A 22,167-nucleotide genomic window follows, 5' to 3' on the forward strand; every position below is an offset into this window, starting at 1 on the left:
TGGATGGCATTAATACCCGTCGCCATTGGATTGGCCGGCAGCATGATGCAGGCCCAGGGCCAGAAGCAAAACGCCCAATTCCAGTCTGGAATGATGGAACAGAACGCCGCGTTCAAGCGACAAACCGCTGACGAAACGATAAACGCCGGCAACACCTCGGCGGATTGGCAGCGCGTGCGCACCGGCCAGGCCGTCGGTACCCAGCGCAGCGTGCAGGCCGCCAACGGGATCGACGTGAACAGCGGCAGTTCTGCACAGATGCAAGACGATACCGCCATGCTCGGCGAGCTGGACGCCCTGACGATTCAGAACAACGCCGCCCGCGAGGCTTACGGTTACCGCGTACAGGCCAAGCAAGACTTGCTCAATGCCAACCAGACCGTGCAGAACGGCAAGACCGCCGCCATGGGCTCAATCCTCGGCGGCATTGGCGGTGCATTCGGTTCGTTCGCGGGGGCTCGCTAATGCCACGGGTACCGACATACGACACGGCGCAGGTCCAGCAGCAGCCAACCCGGCCCGTCCAGTTGCAGGGCGTTGCGCCTGATACCACCTCGATTGCCCAGGGCTTGCAGAGCTTTCAGCGTGGCGCGGAAATCCTGGCCAACAAGTCCAGGGAACAGGCTGATACCGCCTCGATCATGGATGCTGATCGCAAGCTGACCGAGTGGCAGCAGAACACCATGTTCAACCCGGAAGGCGGCGTGTACACGCGTAAGGGCGGGGCTGCGCTCGATATCACCAACCAGACGCTGGGCCAGTTCGAAGAGGCCCAGGCCAAGATTGCCGAGACGCTGACCAGTGAGCAGCAGAAAGCGCGGTATGCACAGATTGTCGCCAGCCGCCGTAACTCACTGTCCAACGAACTGAACAAATACGAGTTCGCCCAACGGGAACAGCATTACGACGACACGGCCGAAGGGCAGCGCCGGAGTGCCATCCAGGGCGCCGCCCTGTACGCCAACGACCCGCAGCAGCTCGCCTACTACCAAGCCAAGATGAATGTGGTGGAAGGATCTGAGGCGCAGCGCAAGGGCCTTCCGCCTGAACTTGCTGAACAGAAACGCCTGGAGGCGAACACCCGGCTTAATGCGGCAGTGATTGAACAACTGGCTGCGCGTGACCCGATGAAGGCAAAGCAATACTTCATGGACAACGCTGTCAGCATGACCGCCGACGCGCAGCTCCGGGCGGCCTCAATGCTCAAGCCGCTTATTGATCGCCAGGTTGGTGTCAGTGTGGGCAGCCAGGCCGTGCAGGATGTCAGCAGCCAGGATAACCGTGTGTTTGCTTCAATCCTCCAGGCGGAAAGCGGCGGCAAGCAGTTTGACCGCAACGGCCAGCCGATGACGTCCAGCCGCGGCGCCATTGGTACCGCTCAGATCATGCCCAGCACCGGGCCAGAAGCGGCAAAGCTTGCCGGTGTTGAATGGGACGAGAACCGCTTTCGCAATGATCCGGACTACAACCGTCAGCTCGGCCAAGCCTATTTCCAGAAGCTGACCAACGATTTCAAGTCGCCAGCGCTGGCCGTGGCCGCCTACAACGCTGGCCCAGGCATGGTTAACGACTGGATCAACGGCACCAATACCACCGGAAAGAACGCAAGCAAGCTCAAGCTGGGTGACCCGCGCACCGGTGAAATCAGCCAGGCCGAGTTCCTGGACAAGATCCCATTCAAAGAAACCCGCGAATACACCGAAAAGGTGCTGGGCAAGGCATTGCAGACCCAGGAACCCAGCTTTGGCCAGGTAGCACAGGCCATTGATGCGCGTGACGATCTGACCGCTGACCAGAAGTCTATTGCGTTGAAAGCCGCCAAGCAGCGCATTGACTGGCAAGCCGAACAGCGTAAGCAACAGGATACGCAGAACCTGGAGTCCGCATGGGATGTGGTGTTGCAGGGCAATAGCTGGGACACGATCCCGGCCGCCACCTGGGCCGCGCTGCCCGCCGAAGGCCGCAAGCAGATCATGGATTACAAGCCAGGCCGCCCAACAGACCAGGAGGTCTATTACCGGGCTCGCGACGAGATTGTCAGCGGCAACGAGCTGAATCTGCTGGGGATGCGCGCCAAGCTCTCCGACACCGACTTTCAGGAACTGACGAAGCTGCAGCAGGATCGGCGTGAGAAGGGCGCTGAGGCCACATCGTCCATTGGCAGCAATGACGATATTTTCAAGGAAGCCCTGCGCAATGCCGGCATTGACCCCAATGCAAAGGCCGGAAAGGCCGACGCCAAGTCTGTCGCCGCTGCACGCCGATACGTCGATACGCAGATCCGCGCCCTGGAACAGGACCAAGGCAAGAAGGCCACCCCCGACCAGGTGCAGAAGGTCGTAGACCGGGCATTCATCCAGGGTGATGTGCCTGGCTCCGGCTTCATGGGGATGTTCTCGTCCAAGAAGCGAGCCTTCGAACGTGAGCCCGGCGATCAGGTGATTGTCCGGGACATCAAGCAAATTCCAGCAGATGAACACCAGCAGATCGTCGAAGCGCTCAAGCGCCATGGCCGCGTGCCCAATGACGCCGACATTTTGAAACTGTTCAATGAGGCCAATCAATGAATCGCTACGACGAAATTCTCACCAGCACCGGTGAGCAGGCCGCCGCTGAGCCCAACAAATACGACGCAGTGATTCAGCGCCAGCGCGACCTGCCGAACCCGCGCAACACCTTGAGCTATGTCGCTGACACAAACCCCGATGAGCAGGCGAACATCCAGCGCCTGGCCGAACTGACCGGGCTGGCGCCGGAAATGGTCTCGCGCAACCGCCCGGAGATTGAGCGCAAAGCGAAGCTTGACGCCGTGGACTATGACGCGCTGCTAAGCCGTGCGCCGGTTACCAACCAGTTTTTGACCGATCCGAATAACGCCGGCGTGGCCCACGACGATATCGACGGCCTGTCGAACGTAGAGGGGGCTTTCGACAGCTTCGTCAAAGAGTCGGGTCAGCAGCACTCCACCGGCACCTTGGATGCGCTTTCCCGTGGCGTTGGGCAGCTCGGATTGATCGGTGAGGCCGGCGCGAACCTGCTTGACCGTTCGCTTTCCTCGGTTGGCGGGTTCTTCGTCAACATGCTGGCCCCACAAAGCGCCCTTGATCGCAACGGTACCGATGAGCCCAACTACACCGGACAGACTGACAACAACGTCGTCAGCGCTGTTGAGGGGTACATGGCCATGCCTCGGGATCAGCGCATTGCCTTCGCTGGCCAGGTGTTTGATCAGGCGCGCTCTGGCGGTGCTGGCTTTGGTAGTGCAGCGGCGGACACCGGCATGTACGCATTGCGCAACCCCGGGCTCATCGGTAGCGCACTGACCGAGGCGTTGCCAAGTCTGGTCGCCGGCGGCGGGCTGGGCGGGCTTGCAGCGCAACCGGCGAAGAACTTTGCTGTCAGCCGACTGGCCAGCACCTTCGCTCAGCGCGCCGCAGAGAAGGCCATTGTTGTGGGTGGCGTGAACTTCGGCGCCGGCATTGCTGGTGGTGCCGGTGAAAACCTGGCCGAGGGTTTCAAGAAAACCGGCGATATCGACCAGTCCTACGCCTACAGCCTCAAGCGCACGTTGGCCGAAGCCTCTGTAAACGCCCTGGGCGGGATGCTACCCATTCCATTTGCTGGGCGCGGTATTGGCGGGAAGCTTGGCAACGTCGCCGCTGAAGGTGCGGCACAGGCGGCCGGTGGTGCTGGTGGTGCAGCAGCAGGCGCCGCCGCCGTGGGCGAAGAGGCGAGCGGGGGAGAGATGTTCCTGAACGCCGCCCTGGGCCTGGCCACCGCACCGGTTGATGTGGCGATTGCCGGTGCCAGTTCTGGCCGTCGGTACTGGCAGATCGAGCAAGACATGGCCGCAGTCCAGCGCCTGGGTGATATGGCGAAAAGCTCCAAAATGTTCCAGCGCTCGCCACAGCGCGCCGAGGCATTGATTGCGCGCTTGAAGGAACAGGCCGGTGGAAACGTTGAAAATATCTTGGTCCCGGCTGAACAGTTCCAACGTTACTTTCAGGAAAACAACCTTGACCCTGAGCAGTTCGCCACGGCAGCCACCGGCAACGCTGGCGCCCTGGGTGAGGCCCTGACCCTGGGCGGCGACATCTCTATCCCGCTGGAAAAGTGGGCGTCCGTTATCGCAAAGGATGGTCACCACCGGGGGCTGGAGCAGGACATGCGCGCCACTCCTGATGCAATGACCCTGCGCGAGTTGGCCGAGTTCCAGCAGCGTGCTCCGGAAGAACTGGACCGCCTGCGCGACCGCGTTGAACAGGACACTGTTGCAGCTTCGGACCGCCGTGTATTTGAGGACGTGCGCGGGCAGTTGCTGGGCATTGGACGAGAAGCACAGACTGCCGACCGTGAGGCATCGTTGTATCAATCGGCGTTCCGGTCCCTGGGCGAGCGTTCCGGCATTGATCCCTACGACCTGTTCAATCAGTACCAGTTGCGTGTTGGTCGGGACATTCCTGAAGTGCTGCGCAGTCCGGCAAGCGCTGATCAACTGGATTTGATGCTGGACCGGCTGCGAACCGGTGATATTCCGGACGACGCCACAGTCAACGGGCCGTCGCTGATCGACTTCATCCGTGAGCGCGGCGGGATCAACGACGAGGGCGGCGAGCTGGCTGCCCGTGATGCCGACGTGGGGCGTCGTGGTGCCAATCGTATCGCCAGGAGGGGGGGGCGCAGCCTCGACGATATGGCGACCCAGGCCGCCGAAGCGGGTTATTTCGGCAATGTCGCAACCGCAACGCCCGATATGCTGTTGTCCTCACTTGACAAGGAGTTGCGCGGCCAGCGCCAGTCAGCGCCCGGAAACCTTAATCAGGAACAGTTCAACGCCCGGGCGACTCTGGACGACCTGCAGCGCGCTATTGATCAATCGGGCCTCGACCTGAATGCACTGGATAATGCAAGTATCCGGGCGGCTTTGGCTGGTGAAGGAAAGTCTAGATTTGATCAGCCGGTAGAAACCCCAAAACAGCTTGAAACACGGCTGTCTGCACAGTTCGAAGGTCTGAAACTGAACCTTATGGGGCGTGGAAATCGCATCTCCATTAGCCGGATTGAAGTGCCGGAGGCGCGGCGCGAGTCAGGTGTGGGGACCCAGGTTATGCAAGAAATTGCCAGGTGGGCGGACGAGACCGGGAAGCAGTTGTCCTTGACGCCCTCGTCTGATTTCGGCGGGTCAAAAAAGCGGCTTGAGTCTTTCTATAAAAGGTTCGGTTTCATCGAAAATAAAGGTCGCAACCGCGATTATGAAATCAGCGACACGATGTACAGAGACCATCAAGGCATCACACTTGCGCAGGGCTCTGGCAATGACGGTGCCCGGGGGTTTATCCAGTTCGGCGCCGACCGGAAATTCAATATCAAGCTGACCGACAAGGCCAACTTGTCCACGTTCTTGCATGAAACCGGGCACTTTTACCTGGAGGTAATGGGCGATCTGGCAGCACGCGCCGACGTTCCTGACCAGGTAAAGCAGGATTACCAGACGGTCCTTGATTGGTTCGGTGTGAAGGATAGATCCGGCGTTAAGGTTGATCAGCACGAACAGTTTGCCCGTGGCTTTGAGGCATATCTGCGCGAAGGCAAGGCGCCCAGCGCTGCATTGCAGTCGGCTTTTTCCCGATTCAAGGCTTGGTTGACCCAAATCTACCGGGATGCCAGCCGCCTTAACGTTCAGCTCAATGACGACGTGCGCCGAGTGTTTGACCGACTGCTGGCCACCGATGACGAAATCGCCGTAGCCCAGGCCCCGTACCGCAGCCTGTTCACCGACGCGCAAACGGCCGGCATGTCGCCCTCCGAGTTCGACGCCTACCGCGCAACCGCCGACAAAGCAGGCCAGGCCGCCGAAGAACGTCTTACCGCCGAAGCACTGCATGAGCTGACCCGCGAGCAGCAGAAGTGGTGGAAGGAAGCCCGCGGCGTTATGCAGGAAGCGGTGACCAAGGAAGTCGATGCCCAACCCGTTTACCGCGTACAGGATCTGTTGCGCAAAGGGCTGCAAACCGATGGCACCGTGGGGGAGCCGGTCAAGCTGTCCCGTGGTCCGCTGGTTGAACGTTATGGCAAGCCAGTAGTGTCCCGCCTGCGCGGCATGACCAGTGAAGATGGGATTCACCCCGATATCGTCGCCGAGCAGTTCGGTTACACCTCGGGCGATGAAATGGTTCAGGCCCTGGTGGGTGCCCGTGGCCGCAAAGAGCTGATCCAGGCTGAAACCGACGCCAGGATGCGCGCCGAGTATGGCGACATGCTCAACGACGGCTCACTAGCTGACCGCGCCATTGATGCGGTGCACAACGATGATCGCGCCCAGGTCGTGCGGGAAGAGCTGCGCGCCATTGACCGCCTGCGCCGCCAGGTGGAGAAGGTCCAGCGTGCACAGGATGGCAATTCCCGCGCCTTGCGCGAAGACGCCTACAGCGCCATTCCATCCCTGAAAGATATACGCGCCGTGTCCAAGCAGGTGATCGCTGACAAGGTGGTGCGCGATATCCAGCCACATCTGTACTTGAACGCCGAACGCAAGGCTAACCGTGACGCCTTCAACTTCGCCACCAAAAACCGCTGGCAGGAAGCCGCTGAGGCCAAGCAGCGCGAGTTGTTGAATCACTACCTGTACCGGGAAGCAACCGCCGCCCGCAAGGAAGAAGAAAAGATTTACACCTTCATGCGCCGCTTCGAAAAGCCTTCGACGCGTGAACGCATCGGCAAGGCTGGCGCCAGCTACCTGGAGCAGATCGAGGGCCTGCTTGATCAGTATGAATTTCGCAAGGTCAGCGGCCCGCAGGTAGAGCGCCGTCGTAGCCTGGCCCAGTTCGTCAGCGAGCAGGAAGCCGCCGGCAATGTCGTGACCGTCCCGCAACACCTGATTGAACAGAGCGCCCGGGTTAACTACCGAGACCTGACCTTTGAAGAACTGAATGGCGTGCGTGACGCGGTGGTGAACATCGAACACCTGGCCAAGTTGAAAAACAAACTGCTGAACAGCAAGTACAAACGAGATTATGAGCAGGCCCGTAGTGACCTTATCCGCTCCCTCAATGAAAACGTGCCTGTTGATGCGCGAAAGATCGCCACCTCCGAAAGCAGCGAAACCACCGCCGATAAGGCTTTTGGTTCACTGGCAGGGCTCGATGCCTCGCTTACCCGTATGGAAAACGTGATCAACCGCCTGGACGGCAAGAACACAAGCGGCCCCTGGCATGAACTGGTGTGGAACCCACTGGCCGAAGCCCAGGCCAACGAGCGCACGCTATTCAAAAATGGCATTCGGTCCATTGTTGAGCGCTTTGCCGATATGGATTCCAAGCGTCTGGCCGACCGCTTCTATATAGCCAGCGCTGGAAAGTCGTTCAACCGCCGTGAAATCCTGATGCACGCGCTCAACACTGGTAACGAGTCGAACCGTACCAAGCTACTCAAGGGCAACAAGCTGAATGACGCGGCACTGGCCGACATGCTGGGGCGCCTGGACAAGCAGGATTGGGACCTGGTGCAGTCGGTGTGGGATTCCTTTGACAATCTCTGGCCTGATATCGCCGCGATGTACAAACGCCTGTCAGGCGTGGCGCCGTCGCGTATTGAGCCAAAGCCAGTCAGTACGGCGTTCGGTGAATACCGTGGCGGTTACTTCCCGATCATGTACGACCGCAAGCGCGCAGGGGCGCCGCCGGCTGCCGTGGGTGGCGAGCTGTTCAATGAGGGTTTCGAGGGCGCACTACCGTCCAACGGGTTCACCAACCAGCGTAACGACAACGCCAGCGGCCCGCTGCTGCTCGACTTGAGCGCCATCCCCCAGCGCCTGGCCCAGCACGTCCACGACCTGACGCACCGCGAGGCATTGCAGGACGCTCACCGCCTGACCAAAGACCCGCAGATAAGGGCTGTGCTGATCGACAAGCTGGGGCCGCGTGGCGCTGATTCGTTCTTGCCGTGGTTGAAGGCGATAGCCAATGACCGCAACCCGCCAGAAACAGGCAACTTCAACCGGTTCCTCGACGCGGCCAGGACGAATACGTCCATCGTCGGCCTGGGCCTTTCCAGTACCACGCTGCTGGCCCAGGTAGGCGGCTTGATTCCTGGGCTGCTGTATGTGAAACCCCAGCTTCTTGCAAAAAGCCTGCTCGATGGCATCCGGTCACCTATCGAAACGTACCGGGTGATCACCGACGCTTCCCCGGCAATGCGCCTGCGCTGGGATACCGAGGATGGCCGCCTTGCTTCCAGCATGGCCGACCTCATCGGCAAGAACGCATTTTTCCGCAAGCGTGACGACCTGGTCCGGTTCTCGTTCAACCTGCTGGGTTACCTGGACCGTGGGATTTCCGGCGCGATCTGGATGGCCAGCTATCGCGAAGGGCTGGCGGCCGGCAAGGACTCGGCGGCGGCGGCGCTCGATGGCGACAAGGCTGTACGCCTTTCGCAGGGCGGCACCGGGGCAATGGATATTGCAGCCATCCAGCGCAAGGACCAGGGCGCCGCCATGCGCCTGCTGACGATGTTCTACACCCCGTTCAGCGCCTACTACAACCAGAACCGAGACCTTGCCTTTGAGGCCAAGCAGGGTTCGCGCACGGTGGCCAGCGCCGCCGCCGCCATGCTGGCCGTGGCGTTCTTCCAGGGCGTGGTGGGCGATCTGCTCACCGGCAAGGGGCCCGACGAAGATGAGAACACTGCCGCCTGGATGGCAAAAAGTACGCTCGGGTTTGGCGTGTCCGGCTTCCCCGTTATCCGCGACACCCTCGGGGCCGCCCTCAGTGGTCACGCGGGCTCACTGTCTCCAGCCTGGCAAGCGATCAATGCCGGCCGGCAAGCAGGTGCGGCAGTTGCTGGGCTGGCTACAGGTGAAAAGGAAGCTGGTGCGGCGGCCAAGTCGGTCGTCACCGCCGGCGGCTACCTGCTGGGCGTGCCTACCAAACCCTTAACCCGCCAGGGCTCATACCTCTACAACGTCGCAGTGGGCGAGGAAACCCCCGAAGACGCGGCCGAGTTCATCAAGGCCCTATTACACGGCGCCCCGAAAAAATAACAGCGAAGCACCCCACCGAATCCCGCCATTGAGCGGGATTTTTTTTGCCCCCAGGAAAGGAGTCACACCCGTGACCGTCAGCACAATAGGCAGCGTTGCAGAGTTCGATACCAACGGGGTAACCACCAACTACCCGTTTTATTTCAAGTTCCTGGCCAATGAGGATCTGGTTGTCACCTATGTGAATCCGGCCGGTGTCAGTTCCGTTCTCACGCTCGGCACGAACTACACCGTCAACGGCGCAGGCAACGAGCAGGGCGGGAGCATCGTCACTACGTCGGCGCTCGCCGGCCCTGGGCAGTTGATTGTCTCCAGGGAAATGGATGCCTTCCAAAAGACCAGCTTGCGCAATCAGGGGAAGTTCCTGGCGGAAACGCATGAGGATGTATTCGACAAGCTGACCATGCTGATACAGCAGGGTTTCAGCATCTTCAAGCGCGCTCTTACACGTCCTTTTGGGCGTGATTATTTCTACGCGGAGAACAGGCGGATCACGGACGTAAAAGATCCGGTTGAGCCGCACGACGCTGCAAACAAGCTTTGGTCTACCAATTTTTTCACCGCACTACTGGAGAGCGTTAGCGGCCTGGTCAACACGACCACCGGCATTCTCTATGACGCCGGGACGCTGTTCGATTACCTGAAATATGGACTGGCGCGCAGGGTCGATAGCGTTGCCGCGCTGCGCCTGCTGTCGTCGTCGCGCAACCAGCGGGCCCGCACGCTTGGGTATTACGCGAAAGGCGACAAGGGCGGGGGCGATTTCTATGTAGATCCTACTGACACGACCAGTCCGGACAATGGCATCACGGTTATCGTCGGCGTGGACGGTGCACGATGGAAGCTTGCCTATACGGACTTGAATGTAAAGCAGGCTGGCGCTGTGGAAGGTGCTGACATCGCTCCGATATTGAATGCTATCGGTGCAATCCTGTATGCCGACGGCGGTGAAACCTGCAAGATCACTGGCACATATAAGCTTGGTCAAAAGGTCAATCTTTACCCAGGTGTTTCCCTTATAGGTGCCGGATCGGGGCGCAGGAACCGCCTTGAAGTGACACATAGCGGGATCGGGTTTGAAACGTACAGGCCGGCCGGCTACCTTCCAGGCTTGTGCCTCGATTCCAACGTCAAAGGGCTTACTATTGTTGGGCTTGGTACGGGGACAGGAGTTTGCTTCTCTGTCCGCAATGCGATGCAGTGCACGTTCAGCAAAAATGAAATAGCCAACTTCTATATCGCGTTCTCGTGGAACATCGGGCACACGCCCTCTGTATTTGTGCAGTCATTCTTGAACGAGGTATCGCACAACATCATCAAGCCATGCGGGATCGGCCATTACTTTGGCGGTGCTGCAAACAGGAACACGTTTTACAACAACAGCATTTCGGATAACCAAGTTGCATATGATTTCTCACAGCCGAATAACTGGTCTGAAACAAACATGTTTATCAATGAGAATATTGAGGGGTGCCACACCTGGGCTGAGTGGAGCGCTTCGGTTTACTCCCAGACATGGGATGGCTTGACCATTGAAAACCCATCCACAAATGGTTATGTGTGCACCATAAAAGACCCTGGCCGGCAGGTGATGACTAACCTGTCAGTAATCCCTCTCGGGGACGGTGCCGCTATTTCGAAATACAACTTGAACTCTAAACCATCGATGATTTTGGGTTCGTCAGGGAGTAGCGGTACAAATCGCCTGGGTTTCAGTCTCAATGAAACGCTGGATATGTATGACATCATCCAGCACCACACGCACCACGCCAGCGCCTCATATGCAGGCACGATCAATGCTGGAGCTATAGCTACGTTTGACATAACACTATCTACAGCACTGTTGAATGACCGCGTGGATGCTTATGCTTTAAGGTCTTTGTTCGGGTGTATACCTACGGCACATGCAGGGAACGGCGTCGTCCATGTGATAATTTCCAACCCTACCAGCTCAAACATCGTGATCCCTTCCACTGAAATATCAGTGATACTAAAAAGGGCGTTCTAACAAGTCTGGGCCCGGCGCTGTCGGGCCCTTCCGGTTATGCCGAAACCGTCTTGGTTGGCAGGCGTTTATGCAGAGCATCCCTGAAAATATTGGATAGCTTTTGCTCAAGCAGATATTGGGAGGCAGCAGAAACCGAGACGCATAGCACCACTGAAAATGCGAAGTACCCCCATGTGTGCGTATAAGCGCTGAATCCAATTGAGCCGACAGAGTGATCCATAACCGACCTGGTTAGAAAGTGCGTCAGATAGAGTGAGTAAGATATTTTCCCGAGCCAAATTAGAACCTTGGGCGATTTGATGTGCACGGTTTTACTGCATATAGCCAGCGCCAAAACCATGAGTGCCAATGGTCCACCCCAGTTAGTGATCCCATGGGTAGACGCAGGTCCAGAATAATTAAACCAAATCACCAGCGCTATGCTAGATACAAGAAGGTTTACAGCAACGACCTTGCTACTGATTGATATATGCTTTGATAGATATAGGTACCCGATCAGCGCACCCGCCACAAATTCCAAGATAATTGGATTTGTCATTAGGTTTAAGTAGTTGAAATCAAAACTATAGTATGTGAAAGGGTTTGTGGAAAATGTCCGTGTCATTACGGGGATTAACACTACTGTCAGCGCTATCCAGGTGAGCATTGCGGCGAGGCGGAATCGCTTGAAAAGCAACGACACTGCAAACACTGCATAAAAATACATCTCGAAATTCAATGTCCAGCCGAGTGCAAATACCGGCTCAAAGTAAAGCGGTGCCATTTCCTTGACCGGGATAAAGGTCAGGCTTTTCAAGAGCGCAGTTAGGTTTTCAGTGCTGCTGAAATACGCCAGCCCCGAATAAGCGATGAAGATCCATAGCAGAGAGACGACTGCATAGGTTGGCCAGATCCTTGAGAACCGGCTGATTGCAAAGTTCTTCACGTCATCAATGGTCCCCGTCGCTTTGCGGGTCGAGTAAACCATGATGAAGCCGCTGATGATGAAGAACAGATCCACACCCATTGCTCCAGGCAAAAGCGCGCTCTCTATCAGCGGATAGCTGGGTGAGTCTCTCAGGTAGTCCGCTGCGTGACACAGCACGACCAGCATAGCGGCTATTCCTCTAAGCGCTTGAACCCAGTCAAGCCTTCCCTGTTCCATGCTCATGATCAGTATCCATTTTCCAGTTCTTGATTTTGGTTTTACGCGTGATTAACTTTGCGCCGGAACTCGTCTCGCTGTTCGTCGGTCATGCCTTCCCGAAGCGCATCAAGATAGTCCGCATACCACTGCACCATCTTCTGGCGCTGCGGCAGGTAGATCGCTTTGTCATACACGCCTTTGAGTCCGGCTTTCTTGTGGGCCAGGTGCATGTCCCGCCAGTTTTCGTCCCAGCCAAATTCGGATAGCAGTGTTTCGCAGGTGTGCCGGCTGCCATGGCCTGTCATCCGCCCTTTGTACCCGATCAGTGCAAAGCACTTGTTGATCGATGCGTCTGAAATAACCGGCACCTTCTCGCCCGATGATGGGAACAGGTAGCGGGACCGGCCAGTAAGCCGTTGCAGATCCCTGATCAGCTCAACAGCCTGAGTGGGTAGCGGCACAATGTGGTCACGCCGCATTTTCATCTTGACGCCTGGCACTGTCCACAGGCCCGCATCAAGATCAACTTCGGACCATTCCGCCCAGCGCGTCATACCTGGCCGTGACGCGGTCAGAAGGGTCAGCCATGCTGCAGTTCGAACGATTGTGCCGCTGCGTGATTCAACCAGCGCCCTCAAGAACTCTGGCAGTTCCGACTCCAGAAGGTGTGGGTACTGCGATTCCTCTGGCGCCTTTTCGGCAATGTCGATCAAGTTGCTGGCCGGGTTGTTCTCGGTCATGCCCTTGGCGATGGCCAGGCCAAAGATCTGATTCACCCACACGCGCACCTTCTCGGCGGTGTTGTGGGCACCGCGGCTCTCGATGCTTGCCTGGAGGTTGGCGCAATCCGCCCTGGTGATTCTGCTCAGGGGCTTGCTACCAAGGGCCGGGAGTATGTCGTTGTTAAGCGCGCCATTGATTCCGGCCAGGGTCTTTTCGGCGCGGCCATCTTTGATCTTTTTATCAAGCCATAGATCGGCGGCGGCTTTGAACGTGTTCGCTTCTGCTGCATCCCTGGAAGCCTTCAGCGTCGCCTTATGGGTGATAGGGTCTACACCTTCGGCATTGAGCCTCCGCGCTTCCTGCGCTTTCTCCCTGGCCTTTTTGGCCGTCACGTCCGGATAGGCGCCCAGTCCGTGCCATCCCCATTTGCCGTTGGGCTTCTTGAATCGAAGCTCCCAGCGTTTACGGCCCGTGCTGCTGACCACGAAATAAAGCCGGTCTATTCCATAGTTCTCGCGGTATTCCTTTGCCTCTGGCTCAAGGGAAGCCAGCACCGTGTCGGCCAGTGGCCGGCGCTTTATCTCGGTTCGTTTCATGCTGGGTTCTTGTATGGTTTGGTTCGATGTTGTGCGCACCATACATGGCGCCATACACAGAATCAAGGATAAGCGGACACAAAGGGGAATAGAGGGGATTAGCAGGGATTGGAGTTTATTCAGTATTGCCGGGGGTTTGGTGTGTAGCGGGAGGGAGTGGGACGGGGAGGGAATAAGAATGTGGAGCGGGTAGAGGGAATCGAACCCTCAACTAAAGCTTGGGAAGCTTTCGTTTTGCCACTAAACTATACCCGCTCAGAGCGGCTGACTTTGTACCAGATGTTCAGCTGGATTTGAAGTTTTTCTTTGAAAAATGTGAGAGTTGCGTGTGGCGACACAGCTTGCTCGCCACAGTGTCGGGCCTGATTTCAAAGCGCCCATGCATGCTGCGCCTGGCCCTGGCTATACCGTAACGGGCTTGCGGGTCGCTGCCCTTTCAAGAAGCCCACCACGGCCTCACGGCTGTCGCGGCACGCGGCTTTATGTTCCATGTCCAGGAAGTGTCCCGTCGCCTGAATGGTGCTGAAGCTGCTCTTGGCCACATGCTGGCCAAACAGCTTGGCGTCGTCTGCACTGGTGTATTCGTCCCATTCGCCGTTCAAGAACAGCACTGGAATATCGATCTGCCTGGCTGCCTTGAGGTAGCACTGCCGGTCGCTGTTGAGCACGTGGCTGATGTGAAAGTGCATCTGCCCGTATTCGTGTGCGGCCAGGTTGCTGACATGGCGGTAGTTGAAGCGTTTGAACAGCGAAGGCAGGTGCTTGCCGATGGTGCTGTTGACCAGATGGCCGACGCGGTCGCGGTCGAGGTTGCCCAAGTAGTCGACGCCGCGTTCGAGGTAGTCACGCATCGGCGCATTGATCACCGGCGAGAATGAGCTGATCACGGCTTTTTCTACCCGACGGGGGCGCTGTGCGAGGGCAACCAACGTGGCGGCCCCGCCCCAGGAGAAGGACAATACGTGTTCAGCGGCGAAGTGGTCGAGCAGTTCAAGGAGGATCTGGCCTTCGACTTCCTTGGTAAGCATCTGCTCATGACGGTTATGGATTTTGGAACGGCCAGCGTAGGGCTGGTCGTACAACACCACATTGAATTGCGGGTACAGGCTTTTCACGGTTTGAGCGAAGGACGCTGTGGTCGCCATTGAGCCGTTGACCAGGACGATGGTCTTTGCCGCCGCGTCCGCGCGATAGAACTCCGTGTACACCCGATACTGACCCTGTATATCCAACACAGCGATTTCTGGCCTCATGTCGTAAGACTCCTGGCAAGCGGGTAGTGCGCGCAGATCACTCTGCACGAGCTTTATGACAGGTAGGCATACGCCTGGAAAATGAGGGCCCATGTCGGTCCGATGACGGCTGGCCGGCGGGTGTTGTTATGGCGGGCGGTTTGCCGGGAAGACCCATGGATCAAGCGCGGGCGAGGCAAGGTGTTTCTTGGAGGTTATAGGCGACTCATCAGTCATTATCTGGCTGAAGCCCTGATTCAAGCAGTACGGAACGCATGTCGCAAGGCGAGCGGCTGGTTTTTTGCCATCATCGGCTGAACGGTCGTCAGACTTTTAGGATCTCTTCGTCAGTCAGTGGTCGATACTGACCCGGCGCAAGCGACGCATCGAGCACTAAGGGCCCCATTCGCTCGCGGTGCAGGCCGATCACCTTGTTATCAAAATGACCGAACATGCGTTTGACCTGGTGATATCGGCCTTCGATGATGCTCAACCGCGCTGTCCTGGGACCCAGCAGTTCAAGTTCGGCAGGTTGGGTAGTGAGATCTTCGAAAGCGAAATACACGCCCGCCGCGAACGTCACCGCGTACTGCGGGCCGATGTCCTGTTCGGTTTGCACCTGGTACACCTTGGGCAACTTGGTCTGCGGTTGCGTGAGGCGCCGCGACCATTGGCCGTCGTTGGTGATCAGCATCAGGCCGGTGGTGTTGAAATCCAGGCGCCCGGCGATATGCAGTTCGGCTTTGTCGGGTTCGTCCAGCAGGTCAAGGACCGTGGAGTGTTGCGGGTCCGACGTGGCGCTGACGCAACCCTGGGGTTTGTGCAGCATGAAATAGCGCGCCGGCTTGCCCGCTTGCAGGATTTCACCGTCAACGCAGACCTGGCTGAATTCACGTACGTCATGGTGAGGATCGCTGACCGCAACCCCTTCAACGGTCACCCGGCGTTCCACCAGCAACAGGCGCACTTGCTTGCGATTGAACTGTGGCAGGTTGCTGAGGAAGCGATCAACGCGCATTGCGGTTACGCAACTGTTCGTCCACCTGGGCGCAGCGTGGGCACAGGCAGGCTTTATTACGCAACTCATCCGGCAGGGCTTCAAGTACCGCCGGGTCGATGATGACGCCGTAGCACCAGCAGGCTTGATCGGCAGTGCGCGGATCGGCTAGGGAGCAGTCGTTGCGGGCACCACAGGCGGGGCAAAGGGGCGGTGTGGTCATGGGTCGGTTCAGAAGGAAATCGGGTAGGGCGCGTTAGTTGTTGCACGATACAGCGCGGCTGCGCGGCATTCCATCATCATGGCGTTTTGACGGGCTTTCACTTCGTCTGAAACAGGTGTTTCCACTTGTGTCACGAACGCACCAGATTCGGTTTTTGATGTCAGATGTTTCGTCATTCAGTGAAAGCTGAATGCCGCTCGCCAGCGTCGCTGGAGGAGCTCTTCCGCGGTCCAGGAGGCCGCCATGTATCGACGACTGCTGCTCATCGCTTTGCTCGGCCTGACCCTTTCAGCCTGCGTGCCCTATTACGATGGAGGCGCTTCCTACTATCGCTCCGAGGTCTACACCGCGCCGGCGCCAGCCTATTACTACGGCGGCCCGCGTTATTACCCTTCTGGGCGCAGCTATTACGCGCCAGCGCCTCGCTACTATGCGCCACAGCCTCGCTACTATTCGGCGCCGCGCTACTACCAACCGGCCCCGCGCTATTACCCCCGCGCCGGGTACCGGCCCTACCCAAACCAGGGGTGGGGCGACCGCTGGGGCAATGGCGGGCGTGGACGCGGTTCCAACCACGGAGGTGGCCGCGGCGGTCACCGTTAAATATCTTGAAAAACAAGCGGCGCATCATGCGCCGTTTTTTATAGGTACCGTATGTCCGTACTGTCAGATTTAACAGCTATCTTTGAGGCGCTAGCTGTACTTCACTAACGAGGAGCCTTGTGCTTTTGCGTGGTGAGACTGAGCAGATGGAAACCCTATGTTCAAACAATTGATTTGCGTGCTCCTGCTGATGAGCTGCTTCATTGCATCGGCAAGAGCGGAGCAAGGCTGTCCTTATCCGTCGCAGGTCGCGTATGCAGACGGCCATTATCGCGCCCAGGACAATGGCCTGCGCTGGCAAAGCCCGAAGGTAGCGTCGCGTGGTGTTGTCGACGGGTTCATTGGCGCAATCTTCATGCCGGGCGACGGCGAGGAGAGAGGAAACGGCTACATGGACAAGTGCATCTACCGCACCAGTTGGAACGGTGTTGTAGCGTTGAGGCCAAGCAGCGGAAATGAGGTTATCAACATGTCGTTGACCAGCACCTTGTATTGGAGGCTGCAGCCCGATGCGTTCGAGTTGCCGGTGTATACGTGCGAGGACAGCCAGCCGGACAATTGCGCTTTCAAGGTCAACGACAAGCGTACAGACCTGTCAGTAGTCAGATAAATCCGCCAGAGGATTCCTACCTTCCCAGGCCTTGTCAAAGTGCGCCTGCACCACCGTTTGCGGGAGTGTGTTGATATCCGGCCAGTGCCAACGAGGCGCCTGGTCTTTGTCGATCAGGCGCGCCCGAACCCCTTCGGCGAATTCCGGATGACGGCAGCAGTTGAGGCTCAGGGTGTATTCCATCTCGAACACCTGGGCCAATGAGAGGTGACGGGCACGCTGGAGCTGTTCCCACACCAGATGCGCCGTCAGTGGGCAGCCCTCACTGAGGGTTTTGCCGGCCCGGCTCAATAGCGGGTCGCTGTGGTCGCGCAGCAGGCTCAAGGCGCGCCAGGCACACCGCACATCTCCTACATCAAGCCATTCGTCGATCTGTGCGCGGCGCGGTAGCCATTGCGCTTCGGGTTGATCACTGTTTGCCTCCTGCGCCAGGGCCTTGAGCAAGCTGTTGAGTTGCATCGCGCTCTGTTCCTGCCAGTTCAGCTGCAGCAGGCCATCGAGCAGATCGTCTTGCTGGTCATCACGCAGGAAACGGTCGGCCAGGCCCAAGTCCAGCGCGTCGAGACCGTTGATATGGGCGCCGGTGAGGCCCAGGAACAGGCCGAGCTTGCCCGGCAAGCGGGACAAGAACCAACTGGCCCCCACATCCGGGTACAAGCCAATGCTGATTTCGGGCATGGCCAAACGACTGCTTGGCGTAACGATACGCACGGCGGCGCTTTGCAACAGGCCCATGCCGCCGCCCAATACATAACCGTGGCCCCAGCAGATCAACGGCTTCGGGTAGGTGTGCAGGCGGTAGTCAAGACGATATTCGGCGGCAAAAAACTGCGCGGCCAGGGTCGGAACTTCGCCCGGCTGTTCACGGCAAGCCTGAGCCAGGCTGCGCACTTCGCCACCGGCGCAAAAAGCTTTGGGGCCGTTGCCGCGCAGCAGCACGCAGACGATCTGCGGGTCTTTGGCCCAGGCCTCCATGCGCTCATCCAGGGCCAGAATCATCGGCAGGGAGAGGGCGTTAAGGGACTTTGGCGCGTCCAGGCTGGCGATACCGATGCGAGCGCCGCCACTGCCGGTCAGTTCTTCGAAATGCAGGTTCATCGTGGCCTCAATCGAGAAGGTGAAGGATGAGTATGATCCCTTCGTGGGAAAGTGCCGGTGCTGTGTCAGATCAATTGACAAGCGGGGTCGGCTTTCCTAGGGTTCGCCTCATTCTTTTTTACAAGACAATTCAACTATGACCGATGGCGACCGTATCAAACTCGAACCCAGCTGGAAACACGCCCTGCGGGAGGAGTTCGAGAAGCCCTACATGGCGCAATTGCGCGAGTTTCTGCGCCAGGAACATGCCGCTGGCAAAGAGATCTACCCCCCCGGCCCATTGATTTTCAACGCGCTCAACTCAACGCCGCTGGACAAGGTCAAGGTCGTGATTCTCGGACAAGACCCGTACCACGGCCCTGGCCAGGCCCACGGCTTGTGCTTCTCGGTACAACCGGGCGTGCCGGCACCGCCGTCGCTGGTCAATATCTATAAAGAGCTCAAGCGCGACCTGAACATCGACATCCCCAACCACGGCTACCTGCAAAGCTGGGCCGACCAGGGCGTGCTGATGCTCAACACCACCATGACCGTGGAGCGCGCCAACGCCAACGCCCATGCCGGCAAGGGCTGGCAGTTCTTCACCGATCGGATTATCGAAGTGGTCAGCGAGCATCAGCCGCACCTGGTGTTCCTGCTGTGGGGCGCCCATGCTCAAAGCAAGCAGAAGCTTATCGACGCCACCAAGCATCTGGTGCTGACCTCGGTGCATCCGTCGCCGTTGTCGGCGTATCGCGGGTTTCTGGGCTGCGGGCATTTCAGCCGGGCCAACAAGTTTCTCGAGCAGAATGGCGAGGCCCCCATCGAGTGGCGTTTGCCACCGGTGTGAGGCCTGGCACATTCAACATGTGGGAGGTTTTAGAGGGGGGCTGGCTGACGGTTCCAGTGCCGAAACAAAGGCTCGGCCAAAAACAGCACGAACAACAAGCGCATCACCTGCATCGCCGTCACCAAGGGCACCGACAGCTGCAGGGTTTCAGCTGTCAGACTCATTTCAGCGATACCGCCTGGCATCATGCCCAGGGTCAGTGATCGCAGGTCGAGGTGAGTGAGGGCGCTCAAGCCCACCGCCGCTAACGTCGCCAGCAGCATGGTCAATGCCGTGCCAATCAAGGTGCGGCCCATGAACGATGGCGCGCGACGGAAGAACTGCCGATTGAAGTGGCAGCCCAAACCGCTGCCGATCAACCATTGGCCGATCTGACTGCCGCCGTCTGGCAGGCCGATGTGTAAATCCCAAGTCACACTGGCGATCGCGCTCACCAGCAATGGCCCGAACAGCCAAGGGTTGGGTTGGCGCAAGCGCTGCCAGCCCCAGGCAACCAGCGCACCCACCGGAAACAGCACGGCCAGCCACGCCCAGTCCACGGGCGCCGGATGGAACTGCGGCGCGCCGCCTCCGAGCAAATATTTGAAGATCGCTGGCACGCACAGCACCACCACCAGCACACGCAGGCTTTGCCCGGCCGCAACCCGGCTGAGCACCGCGCCATTGCGAGCGCCGAGGTTGACCATCTCCCCGGAACCGCCCGGCATGCTGGAGAAAAACGCCGTGGCGCGGTCTTCACCGCTGCGGCGCATCAACCACACGCCCACCACGCTCGACAAGCTGGTGACCAGTGCACCGAAGAAAATCAGGCCGAAGTGGCTCATCACCTGCTCGATCACCACCGGGGTGAAGTGCAGGCCGATGCCGATGCCCACCACCCATTGGCCGCATTTGCGCCCGCCGGGAATCTCTGCCAATTGCCAGGGCGTCAGGCAGCGCACCAGGATGATCGCCAGCAACGAGCCGACCATGTACGGCAAAGGCCAGCCCACCAGGCTGGCCAGGTAACCGCCGGCCAGGCCGACCAGCGGTGTTCCCCACCAATGTTTAAAGGTGACCTCAGACATCGGCCAGGGCACGACGCTGTTGCACGCGTTTACGCCAGATACGCAGCAGCGGTACAAGCAGCATGATTGCGGTCAGCACCCAGACGCCAAAGGTGATCGGGCTCGACCACAGGATTTCCAGCGCACCGTTGGAGATCGACAGCGCACGGCGCAGGTTCTGCTCCATCAGGCCGCCGAGGATAAAGCCCAGCAGCAGCGGCGACAGCGGGAAGTCCAGCTTGCGCAGGATGTAGCCGAAGATGCCGATGGCAATCATCAGGAACAGATCGAAGGTGGTGGCATGCACGGCGTACACGCCAATCGCGGTAATGATGGCAATCACCGGCACCAGCGCCCAGTTCGGCACGGCGAGGATACGGGTGAAGATGCGGATCATCGGGATGTTGAGCACGACCAGCATGATGTTGGCAATGAACAACGAGGCTATCAGGCCCCAGACAATGTCCGGTTGCTGTTGGAACAGCAGTGGGCCGGGGGTGATGTTGTACAGCGACAGGGCGCCGATCATCACCGCCGTGGTGCCCGAGCCAGGAACGCCGAGGGTCAGCATGGGTACCATGGCGCCGCAGACCGACGCGCCGATCGCGGTTTCTGGAGCGGCCAGGCCGCGCATGTCGCCCTGACCGAATTTGCCGCTGGCGCCTGCGATGCGTTTCTCGGTCATGTAGGCAACGGCCGAGGCCATGGTCGCACCCGCACCCGGCAATACGCCGATGATAAAACCCGATACGCCGCAACGAAGGTTCACGGTCAGTACCGACAAGGCTTCCTTGACGTTGAACATCATGCGCCCTGTGGCTTTCACCGCTTCCTGGCCACGGTGGGTTTTTTCCAGCAGCAGGAGAATCTCGCTGATGGAGAACAGGCCGAGCACCAGGACCACGAACTGGATACCGTCGGTCAGGTGAATATTGTCGCCGGTAAAGCGGTACACACCGCTGTTGGCGTCGATGCCCACGCAAGAGAGGAACAAGCCGATCAGCGCCGCAACAAAAGTCTTCAGTGGTTTGTCACCGGCCATGCCGCCCAGGCAGACAATCGCAAACACCATTAAGACAAAGTATTCCGCCGGGCCGAACGCAATCGCCCACTTGGCCAGCAGCGGAGCGAACAGCACCATGCCGCAGGTGGCGATAAACGCGCCGATGAACGAACTCCAGGCCGACAATGACAGTGCCACGCCAGCCAGGCCTTTGCGGGCCATCGGGTAGCCGTCGAGGGTGGTCATGACGGTGGAGGCTTCGCCCGGGATGTTCAGTAGAATCGAACTGATGCGGCCGCCGTATTCGCAGCCCAGGTACACGGCTGCCAGCAGGATCAGCGCCGACTCTGGCGGCAAGCCCAGGGCGAAGGCGATGGGGATCAGCAGTGCCACGCCGTTGATCGGGCCCAGGCCCGGCAACAGGCCGACCACGGTGCCAATCAGGGTGCCGCATAACGCGGTCACCAGATTATAGGGGCTCAGCGCAACGCCGAAACCCTGGCCCAAATAGCCAAAAGTATCCATATCAGTTCTCCAGAACGTCGAGCAGGCCGAGGGGCAACGGTACGTCCATGGTTTTATCGAACAGCAGATAAAGACCGACGCTCATCAAGGTGATGATCACCACGCTGGGCAACCAGCGGCCGCCGTACAGCCGTGCCATCGGAATACCGATCAGCATGCTGCTGAGAATGAAACCCAAGGATTCGAATGTGCCTGCAAACACCAGCAGCAGAGCCACACAGATGCCGATCTTGACCAACGTGGGTTGATCCAGCGCGGGTTCATCGTCAGTGTGTTTGGTCGCCTGCGGGCGAATCATCATGTAGATGAGCGCCAGGCCCATCAGCCCGAGCAACAGCAGGGGGAAGGCTCTTGGCCCTACGGGTTCGTAGGAAAAAGCCGCCTGATACGGCCAGGCCATCAGCGCGAGGCCGATACAGGCCAGCAATAGCACGGCAGCGAAAATGCGTTGTAAGAGCATAGAAAACTCCAAGGCCCCTCTTGTAGGAGCGAGCTTGCTCGCGAAAAACGT

At 58.8% G+C, this 22,167-nt stretch carries 17 protein-coding genes and 1 tRNA gene; 7 read left to right on the forward strand and 11 right to left on the reverse strand.

Translation table 11 applies throughout. From position 1 onward, the window contains the following. The first annotated feature begins 3 nt into the window (after nt 1-3). The 4 genes from OC445_RS04250 (at nt 4) to OC445_RS04265 (ending at nt 11,045) form a co-directional block, all read left to right on the forward strand. Nucleotides 4-465, forward strand: coding sequence for a hypothetical protein (locus OC445_RS04250; RefSeq protein WP_158688678.1), 462 nt, complete (start codon nt 4-6; stop codon nt 463-465). Beyond that, nucleotides 465-2,567 (forward strand): transglycosylase SLT domain-containing protein, encoded by a 2,103-nt coding sequence (locus OC445_RS04255; RefSeq protein WP_262019969.1) that lies wholly within the window; start codon nt 465-467, stop codon nt 2,565-2,567. The genes OC445_RS04250 and OC445_RS04255 overlap by 1 nt, the downstream gene beginning before the upstream one ends. Continuing rightward, nucleotides 2,564-9,037: a hypothetical protein gene (locus tag OC445_RS04260; RefSeq protein ID WP_262019970.1), complete on the forward strand. Its 6,474-nt coding sequence runs from the start codon at nt 2,564-2,566 to the stop codon at nt 9,035-9,037. The genes OC445_RS04255 and OC445_RS04260 overlap by 4 nt, the downstream gene beginning before the upstream one ends. Nucleotides 9,038-9,107: 70 nt before the next feature. Continuing rightward, complete coding sequence (locus OC445_RS04265) at nt 9,108-11,045, forward strand: hypothetical protein (RefSeq protein ID WP_060772893.1); 1,938 nt, start codon at nt 9,108-9,110, stop codon at nt 11,043-11,045. Nucleotides 11,046-11,079: 34 nt separating this feature from the next. Here the strand turns inward: OC445_RS04265 and OC445_RS04270 are convergent, their stop codons facing one another. The 7 genes from OC445_RS04270 to OC445_RS04300 form a co-directional block, all read right to left on the reverse strand. Next, nucleotides 11,080-12,195, reverse strand: a complete 1,116-nt coding sequence (locus tag OC445_RS04270; protein ID WP_060772892.1) for an acyltransferase family protein — start codon at nt 12,193-12,195, stop codon at nt 11,080-11,082. A gap of 35 nt (nt 12,196-12,230) precedes the next feature. Continuing rightward, on the reverse strand, nt 12,231-13,490 hold the full coding sequence (locus OC445_RS04275) for a tyrosine-type recombinase/integrase (RefSeq protein ID WP_060772891.1): 1,260 nt from the start codon (nt 13,488-13,490) through the stop codon (nt 12,231-12,233). A 181-nt stretch (nt 13,491-13,671) separates the two neighbouring features. Further along, nucleotides 13,672-13,745: transfer RNA gene (locus tag OC445_RS04280), tRNA-Gly, on the reverse strand. Between the two features lie 113 nt (nt 13,746-13,858). Beyond that, complete coding sequence (locus OC445_RS04285) at nt 13,859-14,743, reverse strand: alpha/beta fold hydrolase (RefSeq protein WP_054897622.1); 885 nt, start codon at nt 14,741-14,743, stop codon at nt 13,859-13,861. A 304-nt stretch (nt 14,744-15,047) separates the two neighbouring features. Then, a complete protein-coding gene (locus tag OC445_RS04290; RefSeq protein WP_236454081.1) occupies nt 15,048-15,740 on the reverse strand; it encodes a 16S rRNA pseudouridine(516) synthase in 693 nt (230 codons plus the stop codon). Further along, a complete protein-coding gene (locus tag OC445_RS04295) occupies nt 15,730-15,942 on the reverse strand; it encodes a cysteine-rich CWC family protein (RefSeq protein WP_262019971.1) in 213 nt (70 codons plus the stop codon). Before OC445_RS04295 ends, OC445_RS04290 begins: the two co-directional genes overlap by 11 nt. 8 nt (nt 15,943-15,950) lie before the next feature. Next, nucleotides 15,951-16,118: a hypothetical protein gene (locus OC445_RS04300; RefSeq protein WP_155718216.1), complete on the reverse strand. Its 168-nt coding sequence runs from the start codon at nt 16,116-16,118 to the stop codon at nt 15,951-15,953. Nucleotides 16,119-16,185: 67 nt separating this feature from the next. Between OC445_RS04300 and OC445_RS04305 the strand changes: the two genes are divergently transcribed. Both OC445_RS04305 and OC445_RS04310 read left to right on the forward strand, forming a co-directional pair. After that, nucleotides 16,186-16,545 (forward strand): hypothetical protein, encoded by a 360-nt coding sequence (locus tag OC445_RS04305; RefSeq protein WP_262019972.1) that lies wholly within the window; start codon nt 16,186-16,188, stop codon nt 16,543-16,545. 157 nt (nt 16,546-16,702) lie between these two features. Then, nucleotides 16,703-17,155, forward strand: coding sequence for a DUF3757 domain-containing protein (locus OC445_RS04310; RefSeq protein WP_054897618.1), 453 nt, complete (start codon nt 16,703-16,705; stop codon nt 17,153-17,155). Here the strand turns inward: OC445_RS04310 and OC445_RS04315 are convergent. Then, nucleotides 17,141-18,253, reverse strand: a complete 1,113-nt coding sequence (locus OC445_RS04315) for an enoyl-CoA hydratase/isomerase family protein (protein ID WP_262019973.1) — start codon at nt 18,251-18,253, stop codon at nt 17,141-17,143. The two genes, OC445_RS04310 and OC445_RS04315, sit on opposite strands and share 15 nt — an antisense overlap. A gap of 136 nt (nt 18,254-18,389) precedes the next feature. Between OC445_RS04315 and ung the strand changes: the two genes are divergently transcribed. After that, nucleotides 18,390-19,082, forward strand: coding sequence for a uracil-DNA glycosylase (gene ung / locus OC445_RS04320; RefSeq protein ID WP_020301023.1), 693 nt, complete (start codon nt 18,390-18,392; stop codon nt 19,080-19,082). Nucleotides 19,083-19,111: 29 nt separating this feature from the next. Here the strand turns inward: ung and OC445_RS04325 are convergent, their stop codons facing one another. From OC445_RS04325 to OC445_RS04335, 3 genes are read right to left on the reverse strand one after another with little or no spacing between them, the layout of a single operon-like run. After that, nucleotides 19,112-20,149: an AbrB family transcriptional regulator gene (locus OC445_RS04325; protein ID WP_057975659.1), complete on the reverse strand. Its 1,038-nt coding sequence runs from the start codon at nt 20,147-20,149 to the stop codon at nt 19,112-19,114. Beyond that, nucleotides 20,142-21,656: a tripartite tricarboxylate transporter permease gene (locus OC445_RS04330; RefSeq protein WP_014717355.1), complete on the reverse strand. Its 1,515-nt coding sequence runs from the start codon at nt 21,654-21,656 to the stop codon at nt 20,142-20,144. The genes OC445_RS04325 and OC445_RS04330 overlap by 8 nt, the downstream gene beginning before the upstream one ends. A gap of 1 nt (nt 21,657) precedes the next feature. Continuing rightward, entirely contained in the window at nt 21,658-22,116 is a 459-nt protein-coding gene (locus OC445_RS04335) for a tripartite tricarboxylate transporter TctB family protein (RefSeq protein WP_054897615.1), read from the reverse strand. Nucleotides 22,117-22,167 lie beyond the last annotated feature (51 nt).

The organism is Pseudomonas sp. Pse35, assembly GCF_024519715.1.
In the GTDB taxonomy this organism is placed as follows: domain Bacteria; phylum Pseudomonadota; class Gammaproteobacteria; order Pseudomonadales; family Pseudomonadaceae; genus Aquipseudomonas; species Aquipseudomonas paracarnis.